Source organism: Mycobacterium sp. GA-1199, from assembly GCF_001500045.1.
GTDB lineage: Bacteria > Actinomycetota > Actinomycetes > Mycobacteriales > Mycobacteriaceae > Mycobacterium.
Genome location: NZ_LQIX01000001.1, coordinates 284509 through 299421, shown reverse-complemented (window position 1 = coordinate 299421; position 14913 = coordinate 284509). Strand labels below are relative to the sequence as shown.

At 67.4% G+C, this 14913-nt stretch carries 14 protein-coding genes; all 14 read right to left on the bottom strand.

Features of this window, described 5'->3' with window-relative positions; genetic code table 11:
• Window positions 1-131 precede the first annotated feature (131 nt).
• The 14 genes from AU198_RS01455 to AU198_RS01390 all read right to left on the bottom strand — a co-directional run bounded on the left by AU198_RS01455 (window position 132) and on the right by AU198_RS01390 (window position 14906).
• Entirely contained in the window at window positions 132-491 is a 360-nt protein-coding gene (locus AU198_RS01455) for an Rv1352/Rv1906c domain-containing protein (RefSeq protein ID WP_064345676.1), read from the bottom strand.
• A 232-nt stretch (window positions 492-723) separates the two neighbouring features.
• Complete coding sequence (gene nagA, locus AU198_RS01450; protein WP_064345675.1) at window positions 724-1866, bottom strand: N-acetylglucosamine-6-phosphate deacetylase; 1143 nt, start codon at window positions 1864-1866, stop codon at window positions 724-726.
• A gap of 43 nt (window positions 1867-1909) precedes the next feature.
• The gene (locus AU198_RS01445; RefSeq protein ID WP_064345999.1) at window positions 1910-3310 is read right to left on the bottom strand and encodes a sugar porter family MFS transporter; all 1401 of its coding nucleotides are present in this window, start codon (window positions 3308-3310) and stop codon (window positions 1910-1912) included.
• Between the two features lie 100 nt (window positions 3311-3410).
• The gene (locus AU198_RS01440) at window positions 3411-4931 is read right to left on the bottom strand and encodes an adenylate/guanylate cyclase domain-containing protein (RefSeq protein WP_064345674.1); all 1521 of its coding nucleotides are present in this window, start codon (window positions 4929-4931) and stop codon (window positions 3411-3413) included.
• A 53-nt stretch (window positions 4932-4984) separates the two neighbouring features.
• Complete coding sequence (gene groL / locus AU198_RS01435) at window positions 4985-6613, bottom strand: chaperonin GroEL (protein WP_064345673.1); 1629 nt, start codon at window positions 6611-6613, stop codon at window positions 4985-4987.
• Between the two features lie 94 nt (window positions 6614-6707).
• Window positions 6708-7010 carry a co-chaperone GroES gene (groES, locus tag AU198_RS01430; protein WP_041310041.1) on the bottom strand — a complete coding sequence of 101 codons (303 nt, stop codon included), beginning with the start codon at window positions 7008-7010 and terminating at the stop codon, window positions 6708-6710.
• A gap of 181 nt (window positions 7011-7191) precedes the next feature.
• Window positions 7192-8217 carry a tRNA (adenosine(37)-N6)-threonylcarbamoyltransferase complex transferase subunit TsaD gene (tsaD, locus tag AU198_RS01425; protein WP_064345672.1) on the bottom strand — a complete coding sequence of 342 codons (1026 nt, stop codon included), beginning with the start codon at window positions 8215-8217 and terminating at the stop codon, window positions 7192-7194.
• Window positions 8214-8666 carry a ribosomal protein S18-alanine N-acetyltransferase gene (rimI, locus tag AU198_RS01420; protein WP_064345671.1) on the bottom strand — a complete coding sequence of 151 codons (453 nt, stop codon included), beginning with the start codon at window positions 8664-8666 and terminating at the stop codon, window positions 8214-8216. Before rimI ends, tsaD begins: the two co-directional genes overlap by 4 nt.
• Entirely contained in the window at window positions 8663-9298 is a 636-nt protein-coding gene (gene tsaB, locus AU198_RS01415; RefSeq protein ID WP_197415985.1) for a tRNA (adenosine(37)-N6)-threonylcarbamoyltransferase complex dimerization subunit type 1 TsaB, read from the bottom strand. The genes rimI and tsaB overlap by 4 nt, the downstream gene beginning before the upstream one ends.
• Window positions 9277-9744 (bottom strand): tRNA (adenosine(37)-N6)-threonylcarbamoyltransferase complex ATPase subunit type 1 TsaE, encoded by a 468-nt coding sequence (tsaE, locus tag AU198_RS01410; RefSeq protein WP_064345670.1) that lies wholly within the window; start codon window positions 9742-9744, stop codon window positions 9277-9279. Before tsaE ends, tsaB begins: the two co-directional genes overlap by 22 nt.
• Window positions 9737-10858 carry an alpha/beta fold hydrolase gene (locus tag AU198_RS01405; RefSeq protein ID WP_156431444.1) on the bottom strand — a complete coding sequence of 374 codons (1122 nt, stop codon included), beginning with the start codon at window positions 10856-10858 and terminating at the stop codon, window positions 9737-9739. Before AU198_RS01405 ends, tsaE begins: the two co-directional genes overlap by 8 nt.
• Complete coding sequence (gene alr / locus AU198_RS01400; RefSeq protein ID WP_502689257.1) at window positions 10858-12045, bottom strand: alanine racemase; 1188 nt, start codon at window positions 12043-12045, stop codon at window positions 10858-10860. Before alr ends, AU198_RS01405 begins: the two co-directional genes overlap by 1 nt.
• A 30-nt stretch (window positions 12046-12075) precedes the next feature.
• Complete coding sequence (gene gad, locus AU198_RS01395) at window positions 12076-13458, bottom strand: glutamate decarboxylase (RefSeq protein ID WP_064345668.1); 1383 nt, start codon at window positions 13456-13458, stop codon at window positions 12076-12078.
• 26 nt (window positions 13459-13484) lie between these two features.
• Entirely contained in the window at window positions 13485-14906 is a 1422-nt protein-coding gene (locus AU198_RS01390; protein ID WP_064345667.1) for an NAD(P)H-hydrate dehydratase, read from the bottom strand.
• Between the last annotated feature and the right edge of the window lie 7 nt (window positions 14907-14913).

Sequence of the window (14913 nt, the reverse complement as noted above, 5' to 3'; positions counted from 1 at the left end):
GGATGCGTCGCTTAGCGCTGCGCCTTATCGGCTCCGCCCGGAGCCTCGATAAAGCGCCAATAGCCGGCGCGCGTCGCGATGTTCACGCCGACCAGGTTATACCGGGCCCGGAGGTTTGCCAAAAATCGGGGTCAGGTCAGCCGGGTCCAGGGCTGGCAGTTCCTCGACTCGAAGGCCTCCACCGAAGAATTGATGTTGGCGTTCATCGGACCGATCGACATGTTCGTCGCAACGACGTTGTCCTTGTTGGTATCCGCTGTGCTGTAGGTGAACCAGACGCACATCGAGTCCTGCGTCGGTACATCGTTGATCCACACGCCCCAGGGCGACGCGGAGCCGGCCGTGTTGTAGACCCCCGGCGCGATGTCGCGGCCGACGAGGAAGAACCCGTTGCCGGGGATCGAGTTCATCGGGTCAGCGGCTACCGGTGGCGCAGCCGCGATCGCGGTCGTGCCCGCGATCACCGCGGCCGCTCGGAACAGATGCGGCATACGTCCTCACCACCTCGTTTCAGGTGTTCGAAGCGTAGACCCCAGGATCGCGATGCACGCGGAGTTCTGACGGCCCAGCGCGCACCCTTGCCGCCAAATCACCGAAGGCGAGCGTCGCGGCGTTGAAGCGTTGTCCCGCAGGTGATTCCGCGATCTCATTCACCGCGACATCGGGCTGGCGTGGGTGGCGATCCAGTACAGCGCGAACCGAGCGCGGAGAGCACCTGGACTGCTAACGGTGAAGTAGCCACGAACCGTTACGCATCACCTGCTGAACACGTAGATCCTCTTCTAGCACAACACAATTGGCATCCATACCGACGCGTAGGCTGCCGACGCGGTCGAGCTTCAACGCGCGGGCCGGGGTGGTAGCCGTCATCCGCGCCGCCTTCACCAGCGCCTCATCCGACCCACCGAGTTGGCCGACCGCTGTCCGGAAAAGTTTGTCCATGGTCGTCGTACTGCCGGCTATCGTCGACGTCCCGCGCACGCGCGCGACGCCTTCAGTGACCTCCACCTCGACGGCCCCCATTCGAAATGAGCCGTCCGGCAGTCCGGCGGCCGCCATCGCGTCGGTGACCAGCGCGACGCGATCGGGCCCGACCGTCTCGATGACCTGCCGCACGAGCGCGGGATGGAGGTGCACGCCGTCGGCAATGAGCTCCACTGTGATCCGCGGGTCTTCCAGCAGCGCCAACGCCGGACCCGGGTCGCGATGATGTAATGGCCGCATCGCGTTGAACACATGGGTACCGACGGTCGCGCCCGATTCGATCGCACGCTGCGCGTCGTCGTAGCTCGCATCTGTATGGCCGATGGCGACGACCACATCCGCGTCCGCAAGGCGGGTGATGGCGTCCTGACTGCCCGGCAGTTCGGGCGCCAGCGTGACCATCCGGATGGTGCCGTCCGCGGCAGTGAGCAGAGCGTCGATCTCGGCGGGGTCCGGGTTCCGCATCAGTGTTGCGTCGTGTGCACCGCAGCGCACCGCACTCAGCCAGGGGCCTTCCAGGTGCACGCCGGCGATGGTTTTATGCCGAGTCATGCTGGTGAGCACGCGCACTTGGCGCAAGACGTCCTCGGGTGATGCGGTGACCAGGCTGGCCACTGTCGTGGTGGTGCCGTGGCGCAGGTGGAACTCGGCTGTCTGTTCGATCTGTGAGCCGATGCCGTCGGCGTAGGACGCACCGCCGCCTCCGTGCACGTGCATATCGACGAAACCGGGCACCACTACGTGATCCGCGAAGTCATGGTCGGGCGGTCGCGGTGGCGGGCCGGGCGCGCAGTCGATAATTCGGCCCCGGGAGGTAGCCAACCAACCCGGCTTGCAGACCCGGTCCTCCAGGACAATGGTTCCCGCGGCGATGAGCGTCACCGCATCTCCATGAACCTGTGCAGCCCGCGCGGCTTGTCCGCCGTCATTGTTTCAACGCGTTGAGATCCTCGGACGCGCCGTCGGCTTCATCAGGCCAGCGCCCGCCGTTTTCCCAGAAGTGCCGGATCTCCTCGAGCTGGCGGCCCTTCGTTTCCGGCGCGAATCGGTAGACGAATACAAGCGCGGCCAGCGCGAAGGCACCGAACAGCGCAAATGTCCCGCCACCGCCCAGCGAATTGAGCATCGTCAGGAAGAAGGCAGCGATGATGGCATTGGCCACCAGATCGGAGGTGAGCATCGCACTCGAGCCCATCGACCGCAGCCGGGTGGGAAAGCTCTCACCGGCGTAAACCCAGACCAACGCGCCGAAGCCGAAGGTGAACCCGATCGTGAACAGCAGCACGCCGACGAACCCGATCGTGGTGAGCGCACCACCGAACTCCGTTCCGACCACGAAGACGCCGATCAGCACCGCGTTGGCGGCGACCATCATCGCGATGCCGCCGAGCAGGACCGGTCGTCGACCTACTCGGTCGACCAGCATCAGTGAAACGAACACCGCTGCCAGGGCCGCTACCTGAATCAGCGCTGGAAGTATCAGCAGTGCGAAGTTTCCCTTGAAGCCCATGGCCTCGAACAGTCGGGGGCTGTAATAGACGATCGCGTTGATGCCGGTGATCTGAATGAAGAAGCCGAGCACCACCACGAATACCGTGGCGCGAAGGTAGGGCCGCCGGAGCATCTCGCGCACGGCGCCCCCGGTTTCCTCCTTGAGCGCGCGGCTGATTTCGGCGAGTTCGGCCTCGACGTCGGCGCTCGCCTCGACCCGGCGCAGCGTTTGGCGGGCTTCGTCGACCCGACCCTTGAGCATGTACCACCGCGCGGTGTCCGGCATCCACAGCAGCAGCAATGTGACGAGCACCGCCGGTATCGCTGCCAGGCCCAGCATCCACCGCCAACTCCCCGAGCCGGCCAGGAAGTAAGCGGCCAGGTAGCCGATGATGATGCCGACGACCGTGGCCACCTGATAGGCGACCAACAGCGAACCGCGGGACTTCGCCGGTGCTGATTCGGCGACGAACACCGGCACGACCACCACCGACACACCGATGGTGAGGCCCAGCAGAAAGCGCGACACCAGCAGCATGGGCACCGACACCGACAACGCGCTCAGGAGCGCGAAGGCCGCGTACGCGACGGCGACGAGCACCATCGACTTCTTGCGCCCAATGGCGTTGGCGAGCATCCCGCCGCCGACCGCCCCGGCGATCTGGCCGATGACTATCGCTGTGGTCACCAATTCCTGCTGCCGGGTGGTCAACCCGAACTCGTCGGTGATGAACAGAAGCGCACCGGCAATGTTGGAGAGGTCGTAGCCGTAGATGACGCCGACACTGGCCGCCGCGATGGCCACCAGCAGTCCCAGGCGGGGGGACCGCCGGATAGCGGTGTTGCCCACGGTTGATCCTTTCGCCGGTGAACGAAAAGTTTAAGGAAATGGCCGGATCGGCACTGACAGACGCGCCGCCGTACTCGGGTCGAACTCACCCGTCAGGCGCTCTCACCGCTGGGTCGAGCCCGAACACCTTTACAGCGGCGGCCTTACCCTTCACCGCCTGCGATCTCCGGTCGGTCAGTCCGAGTGGTAGAGATTCCAGCGCGTCGACAGTCTGCTGAGTCAGCAGGATCGCGTCACCGGTGGTCTTGGTGAGTTGCTCGATGCGGGCAGCGACGTTGACGGTGTCACCGATGAGCGTGAACTCCAGCTTGCTTCCGCCACCGATGGTTCCGGCGATAACCACACCCGTGTTGATCCCGATCCCGATTCGAAGCTCCCCGCCGAACCGATCCGCGACGAGGCGGTGAATTAGCAACGCGGCGGTCAAGGCAGCGTCGCCGTGACGGGTCAATTCGTTGGGTGCCCCGAACACGGCCAGCGCGCCGTCGCCGAGGAACTTGTTGACATGCCCGCCGGCGTCGACGACGGCAGGCACGACGATCTCGAACAACGCATTGAGACGCGCGACGACGTCCTCGGCGGGGTTGGTTTCTGCGAACGGTGTGAAGTCGCGAATGTCGATAAACATCACCGTCACCTCGCGGCGCTCACCGGAAAATATGTCGTCGCCCTGTTCAAGTAGCCGACTCGCTAGGGCAGGATCGACGTAGGTGCCGAAGGCCGCCTGGAGTCGTCGCCGCTCAGCCAGTCCCGTCTGCATGCGATTGAACGACGCCGCAAGCGCTCCCAAGTCGTCATCCTGGACCACGGGAAGGCGCTGACTGTAGTCCCCGGCGGCGACCCGCTCGGTGCCGCTGGCGAGGTCGCGAATCGGTCGCAAAGACGGTAGAACGATGCCGCTGACGGTGATCGGCCAGTAGAGACCGATTGCCACACAACCGATTAAGACGAGAAGCGCCGGGAACTTTGCGGCAGCATCCCACACGATGCCCAGCATCGCACCTATGACTGTGGAAGCGAACAGAGAGCCCAGCATCGCGACGTTGAGCCACGCCGCGAAGGTCGGATGTGAGCGGGGCAGCTCGTCACCGACTACGGTATCGGCGGCAAGTGCGGCTCGAACCGGCCGCATAGCTCCTTGCACAGAGGTGTGCATACCGAGCAGCGCCATGGCGATGCCCAATGCGGCACCCAAGACTCCGTACTGGGCCAGCCGCCATCCCCTCGCTTCCGCCACCGCGCCGACGGACACCGTGAAGAGTGCGGTCCAAACAGGCAGGAACCAGATCGCTCGGGCCCTAGCAGCACGAGCCCAGGCGTAGGTGTCTGTCAGCGCCTGCATCCGGTCGACCTCGCGACCAGCCGCCCACTGATGCGCTCGACGAAACATCCGGCTGGCGGGAAGTATCGACACCGACGCATTCACCAGAACGGCGATTCCTGTGACCACCGCCGCCGCGAGGTAGCGATTCGAGTTCTCGAAAGCGACGAGAAGCTGTGACCACAGGATGTAGACCACCAGCATCGCGGCGAACGTCAATCCCCAGATCATCCACGAGTACCTCGCTCCATACCCGTCCCACGCCCACTGCCAGATACGGTCCATGTCAGAACGAAACACCCCCGGCCATGTGACCGGGGGTGCTTCGTTCAATTCACTCAGTGATGGTGGTGATGGCCGTGCCCGTGGCCATGACCGTCGTCCTCCGGCTCCTCGGGCTTGTCGACGACGGCGGTCTCGGTCGTCAGCACCATGCGGGCCACCGAGGCCGCGTTCAGCACCGCCAACCGCGTGACCTTGACCGGGTCGACGACACCGTCGGCCGCCAGATCACCGTAGGAGAGCGTCGCCGCGTTGAAGCCTTGTCCGGCAGGCAACTCGGCCACCTTGTTCACCACGACCGCGCCGTCGAGCCCGGCGTTGGTGGCGATCCAGTACAGCGGGGAACCGACCGCGGCGGCGAACAACTCGACACCGAGACGCTCGTCGCCGGAAAGGCTGTCGCGCAGCTTCTCCAGTGCGCCGCGGGTCTGGAGCAGAGCCGCACCCCCACCGGCGATGACGCCCTCTTCTACGGCGGCCTTGGCCGCCGCGACGGCGTCCTCGACTGCCTCCTTGCGCTTCTTCAGATCGGTCTCGGTCGCGGCGCCCACCTGGATGACGGCGACGCCGCCGGCCAGCTTGGCCAGCCGCTCCTCGAGCTTCTCGCGATCCCATTCGGAATCGGAGACCTCGATCTCGGACCGCAGCTGCGCCTTTCGCGCCTCGATCGCCTCCTTGGTGCCGCCACCTTCAACGATGGTGGTGCTGTCCTTGTCCACCACGACGCGCCGGGCGGTGCCCAGCACCTCGAGGCCCACCTCGCGCAGCACCAGCCCGACATCCGGATTGACGACCTGGCCGCCGGTGACGACGGCGAGGTCGTCGAGGAACGCCTTGCGGCGGTCGCCGAAGAACGGAGCCTTGACCGCCACGGCCTTCAGCGTCTTACGGATGGCGTTGACCACCAGCGTCGAGAGTGCTTCGCCCTCAACATCTTCGGCGACGATCAGCAGCGGCTTACCGGCCTCGGCAACCTTCTCCAGGAGCGGAAGCAGGTCGGGCAGCGAGCTGATCTTCTCCCGGTGCAGCAGCACCAGCGCGTCCTCGAGCACCGCCTCCTGGGCGTCGAAGTCGGTGACGAAATACGCCGAGAGGTAGCCCTTGTCGAAGCCGACGCCGTCGGTCATCTCCAAGTAGGTCTCCAGCGTCGAGGACTCCTCGACGGAGACGACGCCGTCGGCGCCGACCTTCGTCATGGCCTCACCGACCAGCTCGCCGACCTTCTCGTCGCGAGACGAGACCGTCGCAACCTGGGCGATGGCGTTCTTCTCCGACACCGGCGTCGCCGCGGCCAGCAAGGCCTCCGACACCGCGTCGGCGGCCTTGGCGATGCCCGCGCCGAGCGCGATCGGGTTGGCGCCGGCCGCGACGTTGCGCAGCCCGCCCTTGACCAATGCCTGCGCCAGCACGGTCGCGGTGGTGGTGCCGTCGCCGGTGACGTCGTTGGTCTTGGTGGCGACCGACTTGAGCAGCTGCGCACCGAGGTTCTCGAACGGGTCTTCCAGGTCGATCTCGCGGGCGATCGTCACACCGTCGTTGGTGATGGTCGGTCCGCCCCATGACTTGGCCAGCACGACGTTCTTGCCGCGCGGCCCAAGGGTCACCCGCACCGCGTCGGCCAGCTTGTCCACGCCGGCTTCCATTGCGCGGCGCGCGGTTTCGTTGAACTCAATCTGCTTACTCATAAGTGTCTTTCTTTGAGTCGCAATTCGCTATATACGCATGCCGCCCCGGAAATCACCCGTGTGGACGGGGATTCCCGGGGCGGAACACGGGTGCTTACTTGTTGACGACGGCCAGCACGTCGCGTGCCGAGAGGATCAGGTACTCCTCGCCGTTGTACTTGATCTCGGTGCCGCCGTACTTGCTGTAGATGACGGTGTCGCCCTCGGAGACGTCCAGCGGGATGCGCTTTTCGCCCTCGTCATCCCAGCGGCCCGGGCCGACAGCGACGACGGTGCCTTCCTGCGGCTTTTCCTTGGCGGTGTCGGGGATGACCAGACCGGATGCGGTCGTGGTCTCGGCCTCGTTGGCCTGAACGAGGATCTTGTCCTCGAGTGGCTTGATGTTCACGCTCGCCACGATGGAGCCCTCCACTAGTTCGGGTGTCGATCCGGGTTCCCGGATCTCTCAGTTACCAGGTGTTCGGCATGCGTCCGTGCCCACGCACCGTCGTCGCGGGTGCCGGCGCAGGGATTGGCCGCGTGCCACCTAGCACTCTATACACGAGAGTGCTAGCACTCAAGGCCGGGTATCGACAAGATCAAGCCACTTGTGCCTGTACGACGGGCAGACCCGGATCGCTTACGGCATCCAGCGGGGACGGCCGCGCCCCCGCCGCAATCAGGTGCGCCGCGAACGAGGCGATCATGGCGCCGTTGTCGGTGCACAGGCGTGGTCGCGGCACCCGCAGCGTCAGCCCGTTGGCGGCGCACCGCTCCTCGGCCAGCTCGCGCAGCCGCGAGTTCGCCGCCACGCCGCCGGCGATCAGCAGCGTCGAGACGTCGAGGGCCTTGGCGGCCCGCACCGCCTTTAGCGTCAGCACGTCGGCAACCGCCTCCTGGAACCCGGCCGCCACATCCGCCGTCGACGCCTCCGGGTGGCTTTCGACGTACCGGGCGACCGCCGTCTTGAGCCCCGAGAAGCTGAACGCGTACGGATCGTCGCGCGGGCCGGTCATACCCCTCGGGAACACGATCGCGTCCCTGTCGCCCTCGCAGGCCAACTCGTCGAGCACCCTGCCGCCGGGATAGCCCAGGCCCAGCAGGCGTGCCACCTTGTCGTAGGCCTCTCCTGCGGCGTCGTCGACGGTGCTGCCGAGTTCGACGATCGGCTCGCCCAGCGACCGCACGTACAGCAGGTTGGTGTGCCCGCCCGAGACCAACAGACCGATGCTCTCCGGCAGCGGGCCGTGGTCGTAGACATCGGCGGCCAGATGCCCACCCAAGTGGTTGACGGCGTAGAACGGCACCTGCCACGCCGCCGAATAGGCCTTGGCCGCGGCCACTCCCACCAGCAGCGCGCCCGCCAGGCCCGGCCCGATCGTCGCGGCGACGACATCGGGTTTGGCCACCCCGGCCGCCTGCAGGGCGCGGCGCATCGTCGGACCCAACGCCTCCAGGTGCGCCCGGGACGCGATCTCGGGAACCACCCCACCGAACCGGGCGTGTTCATCGACGCTGGACGCGACCTCGTCGGCGAGCAGTCGCACCGATCCGTCGGGACCCAATTCAGCGATGCCGACGCCGGTTTCGTCGCAGGAGCTCTCGATGGCCAGGATGATCGTCATGTCGGGTCTCGCCGCATCGTATAGGCGTCGGCGCCGCTGGCCCGGTAATACCGTTTGCGCAGCCCCACATTCGTGAAACCGAAGCTTTCGTACATCTTGATCGCCGCTTCGTTGTCGGTGCGAACCTCGAGGAACACGCAGCCACCCGAGGCGTGGTCGAGCAACTCGGCCAGCATGCGCTTGCCGATCCCCTGGCCCTGATAGGCGGGGTCGACCCCGATGGTGTGGATCTCGTACTCGTAGGGCTTCTTTCGGCCCAGCCGGGCGATGCCCGCGTAGCCGACGAGCTTGTCGTGATCGCGTGCGGCGACGTAGCGGATGTGCTTGGCGGCGAGTTCGGCGAGGAAGGCGCGCTCGGGCCACGGATCGTCGCCGTCGAACAGCTGAGCCTCCAGCTCGGCGCACCTGGCCGCGTCGGACGGCTTGAGCGGCCCGTACTGGATGCTCATCGCCTGGCCACCGAGGGTTTGGCGTCGGGCCGGCGCAGGTACAGCGGGACGAGCGGCGCCGGCTCGGCGTCCCAGTCCGCCACCGCGCGCACCAGTCCCGAAGCGGTCGGATACATCGGAGCCTGGCGCGGCAGGTCGAACAGCGCCGCGTGCTCGGGCGAGCCGGCGACCGCTGTGGCACCTGCGGGCACGTCCGCGGCTGCGCAGACGGCGGGTCCATCGGTGCGCACCCCGTCGCGGTAACGCGCCCAGTAGACCTCACGACGACGCGCATCCGTCACCACGAGCACATCGCCGACGGTGTCCACCCCGATGGCATCGAGGCTGCAGACGCCGTGGACCGGGATGCCCAGCGCATGCCCATAGGCCGCGGCGGTGGCCATTCCGACGCGCAGGCCGGTGAACGGTCCCGGGCCACAGCCGACCACCACCGCGGCCAGCTCGTCGACGCCGATTCCCGCGCCGGCCAGCGCCTGCACCGCGTTCGGGGTGAGCTGTTCGGCGTGCGCCCGCGCGTCGACCGTCACCCGCTCGGCGAGCACCTGCAGTCCGTGAAGGCGAACCACGCCCGCCGTCACCGCGGGCGTCGCGGTGTCGATGGCCAGTACGTTCACGCCGTGCTCCACTCCCACACCGCGGTGCGCACCTCGGTGTCGCGGGCACGCTCGAGCCGCACGTCGAGGTGGCTGTCGGAGAGCCGTTCGGCCAGCCCCTCACCCCATTCGACGACCACGACGGCGTCGTCGAGATCGGTGTCCAGGTCCAGCGAGTCGAGTTCCGCGAGCAGGTCGACCGACGGGTGGTCGAGGAGGCGATACATGTCGACGTGGATCATGGCCGGCGCATCCGATCGGCGGGCCCGGTGTACCCGCGCCAGTACGAAGGTCGGCGAGATCACCGGGCCCTGGACATCCATCGCTTGCGCAATACCCTTGGCGAGCACGGTCTTTCCCGCGCCGAGCGGTCCGGACAGCACGACGACGTCACCGGCGTGCAGTTGTCCACCGAGTTCGGCGCCGAGCGCGACGGTGTCCTCTGCGGTCGGCAGTTCGGCCGTGCCCGAGCGGCGTTCACCCATTGTTGCGGACCTTCTCGCGCACCCGCCTCGTCAACGCGACGAGCTTGGACGGTGTCGCACGTTCGACGAGTCGGACCAGCGCTTCGTTGATCGCCTCGGGTTGTTCGAGTTGGACGAGATGTCCTGCGCCACCGACGATCACCAGCTGCGCCTTCGGGAGAACCGCGGCCATGGCTTGCGAGTACTCCATCGGGGTCAGCAGGTCGCGGTCACCGCACGCGATCAGGGTCGGCACCTTGGCCAGCGTGGTCAGCCCGTCGATCTCGTTGTGCACCTCGAGCGCGTGCAGGAACTCGACGAGCGTCGCGATCGGTGTGCCGTGCATCATCCTCTCGGAGAACGCCACGACACTCGGACTGATCTTTTCGTCGCCGTAGGAGCCCGCGCGCAGGATCGGCGCGATCACCGACTTCGCCGCGCCGCGGGTGCGGTGCACCATCTTGGGTGCGTACCGCACCGCGAAGCGGACCGCCTCCAGTGCGGGGTTCTTCAAGATCTCCCCCACCGGTGATCGCGAAACCCCTTCGGCCGCAGAGGCGATGATCGCGGCACCGACGATCCGCTTCGGATAGTGCTGCGGGAACTGTCGCGCGTGTGACAGCACGGTCATCCCGCCCATCGAGTGCCCGACCAGCACCACGGGACCGCGCGGGACCACCACCGTCAACACGGCTTCCAGATCCTGTCCGAGTTGGGTGACGGTATAGGTCTCGGGAGGCGCTTCGTCGGACTGGCCGTGGCCGCGCTGATCGTAGAACACCATCCGGACCTGGGGTCCCCACTGCTCGGTCAGCCTGACGCGCTGAAAGTAGAAGGCGCCCATGCGTAGACAGAATCCGTGCGCGAACACCACGGTCAGCGGCGCGTCCTGCGGGCCGACCTCGCGGACCGCCAGCGAGACGCCGTCGGGCGTGGTGACGACGGAACTGCGGTCGGCGTCGAGTAGTTCGAAATCCTCGTCCTTGTAGTGATCCACGGTGTCGAGTCGACGCCGCAGCGAGCGTGCGGCCGACATTCCCGCTGCACTACCGACCGCGGTCAGGCCTGCCGCGCCCGCGAGCCAGCGCCCGTTCGAGTTGCGGCGGCGGCGCGGGATCGGAATCTCGTTGTCCATCAGAGCGTCTGGTCCGTTGTTGCGGTATAGGTCCGCACAAAGCGGCCACGCGGACTGGTCACGATCTCGTAGTTGATGGTGCCCAGCAGGTCGGCCCACTCCTGAGTCGTCGGCTCGCCGTGCGTGCCCGGTCCGAACAGGATCGCCTCGTCACCCTCTGTGACTCCGCTCGCCGGTCCGAGGTCCACGACGAACTGGTCCATGCAGATCCGGCCGACGTTGCGGCACCGTCGGCCGTTGATCAGTACATCGAAGCGGTTGCTCAACGGACGGAACACCCCGTCGGCGTAACCGACCGGCAACAGCGCCACGGTGGTGTCGCGATCGGCGACCCAGGTGTGCCCGTAGGACACTCCGTCGCCCGCCCGTATCGACCGCACCAGTGCCACAGGGCATTTCAGGGTCATCGCCGGACGCAAGCCCATGTTCCCGCGCTCGGGTATCGGGGTCTGACCGTACACCGCGATACCGGCGCGCACGAGGTCGAAGGCCAGGTCTGGCCGCGTCATCGCGGCCGGGCTGTTGCTCAGGTGCGTGATCTCGAACTGCACGCCCTGTTCGGCCGCATAGGTCCGCATCTCGCTGAGTCGCTGCGCCTGTACGTCGTTGAGCGGATCGTCGGGTTGGTCGCCGTGCACGAGGTGCGACATCAGCCCGCGTACGCTGATCGCTTCGTCGGCCTGCGCCCGCTTGAGCGCGGCGACCATCGCCGGGTAGTCGGCACGACCGACGCCGTTGCGGCTGAGCCCGGTGTCGACCTTCACGGTGACCAAGGCGCCGCGCCCGGCCCGTGCGACGCCGTCGAGCAATTCATCGAGCTGGCGCACCGACGACACCGCGATCTGGACGTCGGCGGCCACGGCCGGCGCGAAATCGGTGCCCGGCGGGTGCAGCCAGGCCAGCAGCGGAGCGGTGATGCCGTCACCGCGCAGCGCCAACGCCTCGGCGACGGTCGCCACCCCGAGTTCGGTGGCTCCCGCGGCGAGCGCGACCCGGCTGACCTGGGTGGCGCCGTGACCGTATCCGTCGGCTTTGACGACGGCCATCACCTGCGCGGTGCCCGCGAGGTCGCGCAGCAGCCGCACGTTGTGGGCGATCGCGTCGACGTCGACCACCGCCTGGGGGGCCGCGGTCGCGGTCGGCGTCGTCAGCTCGGTCGTGTGCATCGTCGTTTCACCACGGCCGATTGTCCCAGACGGGCGAGCAGCGGCCCGACGCTAGTGCGCGAAGGGCTGCAACTGGTTGAAGTGGCCTCGGGGTTTGAGCTCATCGAGGTGAGAGAGCACGGTGACCATGTCGTCGTGCAGCGCCCGCGCCAGGTCCGCGGAGAATCCCTCCCGCACCACGATGCGCAACATCGTGACGTCGGTGGCGCCCTCCGGCATGGTGTAGGCGGGCACCTGCCAGCCGAACGCGCGCAGCCCCTGCGAGATGTCGAACTCCGTATAACCGAAATCGCCGGCGAGCTTGAAACTCACCACCGGGATCGCCGATCCGTCGGCGACGACCTCGAAGTGTTCGCTTTCACGCAATTGGTCACCCAGCCACCGCGCGGTCTGCGAGAGAGACTGCATCACTTGTACATAGCCCCCGCGGCCGAGCCGGAGGAAGTTGTAGTACTGCCCGACGACCTGGTTTCCGGGTCGGGAGAAGTTCAATGTGAAGGTCGGCATGTCGCCGCCGAGATAGTTGACGTGAAAGACCAGGCCCTCGGGCAGGTACTCCGCGCTGCGCCAGACCACGAAGCCGATTCCGGGGTAGGTCAGGCCGTACTTGTGCCCGCTGACGTTGATGGACACCACGCGCGGGAGCCGGAAATCCCATTCCAGGTCCGGATGCAGGAACGGCACCACGAAGCCACCACTGGCCGCATCGACGTGGACCGGGATGTCGAGGCCACCGCCGTCCGCGAGTTTGTCGAGCGCGGCACAGATCTCACCGATGGGTTCCAGTTCCCCGGTGTAGGTGGTGCCCAGGATCGCCACCACGCCGATGGTGTTCTCGTCGATGTTGTCGAGCACCTGCTCGGAGGTGATGACGTAGCGGTCCTCCGCCATCGGCAGGTATCGCGCCTCGACGTCGAAGTAGCGGCAGAACTTCTCCCAGACCACCTGAACGTTGGCGCCCATCACCAGGTTCGGTGTGCGGCCCTTCCATTTGTCGCCGACGCGTTCTCGCCACCGCCACTTCATGGCGAGCCCGGCCAGCATCACGGCCTCGCTGGAACCGATCGTCGAGACACCGATCGCGCTGGACGGGTCGTCGTCGCGCAGGTCTTCGGCGTGGAACAGATCGGCCACCATGCACACGCAGCGCTGCTCGATCGCGGCGGTCGCTGGATATTCGTCCTTGTCGATCATGTTCTTGTCGAACGTCTCGGCCATCAGCCGTTCGGCCTGCGGGTCCATCCACGTCGTGACGAACGTGGCCAGGTTCAGCCGGGAACTGCCGTCGAGCATCAGTTCGTCGTGGATGAACCGGTACGCGGCGTCGGGGTCCATCGCATCGTCGGGCAACCGCAGCGACGGCACCGGCGCCATCGCCAGCCGTCCGGTGTAGGCGGGGGCGACCTGCGGTGCGTGAGGACGCGTGGGCGACATGGAATTTCCTCTCGTTACAGACTGGCTTACAAGCTGGCTATGGCGGTTCGGACGTGCGCGAGGATGCGGGACGCCGAAGTCGGGGCGGGATGCGGCCCCGGATCGGAGGCGGCCAGGTTCGCGGCGCGCGCGTGGACGAACGCCGCCGCGGCGGCCGCCTCGCCGGCGGGCAGGCCCGCGGCCAGCAGGGCCCCGGTGATCCCGGCCAGCACGTCACCGGAACCCGCTGTGGCGGCCCAGGATTGGCCCGCGGGGTTGAGGTACACCGGGCCGCCCGGTTCGGCGATGACTGTCACGTTGCCCTTCAGCAGCACGGTGACGCCCAGCCGGTCGGCGAGCCTGCGGGTGGCACCGACGCGATCGTCGCCTGGCGCAGACCCGGCCAGGCGGGCGAACTCCCCGGCGTGCGGCGTCAACACCGTCGGTGCCTTTCGGCCGTCGACCAGATCGGGGTGGGCGGCCAGGATCGTCAACCCGTCGGCGTCGACGACCACCGGCAGTCCGCTTTCCAACGCGAACCACAGTGCCGCCGCACCCGTGTCGTCGGTACCCAGCCCGGGCCCCACGGCCCAGGCCTGCACCCGTCCCGATGCTCCGGCACTGGGCGCGGCGATCACCTCTGGCCACTGCGAGAGAACCTGTGGTCCGGCGGTTCCGGCGTACCGGACCATGCCCGAGGTCGCCGCGACCGCCGCACCGGTGCACAGCACCGCGGCACCGGGGTAGGTCGCCGAGCCGGCGAGGATGCCGGTCACCCCCTGCGTGTACTTGTCGTCGGTCGGCCCGGGCACCGGCCAGCGAGCGGCCACGTCGGCGGCGTCGAACGACACCATGTCGGACACCGGCAGGTCCAGCCCGATGTCGATCAACTCGACGTGACCACATTCCCCCAGGGCGTGAACGGGTTTGAGACCGCCGAACGTCACGGTCAACGCCGCCCGGACATGGGGCCCGTCGGCGACCCCGGTCTGCACATCGACCCCGCTGGGGATGTCGACGGCCACCACCGGAATACCCGCCTCGTCGACGGCGGCGAACACGTCGGCGGCATTCGGCCGAAGCGGCCCGGATCCGGAGATCCCCACCACGCCGTCGATCACGAGATCGGTGCCGGCCGGAACCGATCCGACGATCCGTCCGCCGGCAGCGGTGAACGCCGCGAGCGCCTTGCGGTGGGTGCGCTCCGGGTTGAGCAGGATGGCGGCGGCCGCGGCTCCGCGCCGGCGCAGGAACGTCGCGGCCCACAGCGCGTCACCGCCGTTGTCGCCCGAACCGACCACGGCGCAGATGCGCCGCCCGTAGATTCCGCCGGTGCGCAGCACCAGTTCCCGCACGATCACGACGGCAAGGCCGTTGGCGGCGCGGCGCATCAGGGCACCGTCGGGCAGGGACGCCAATAGCGGCGCTTCAGCCTCGCGAATCTGATCCGCGGTGTAGTAGTGCCGCATCGCTGCC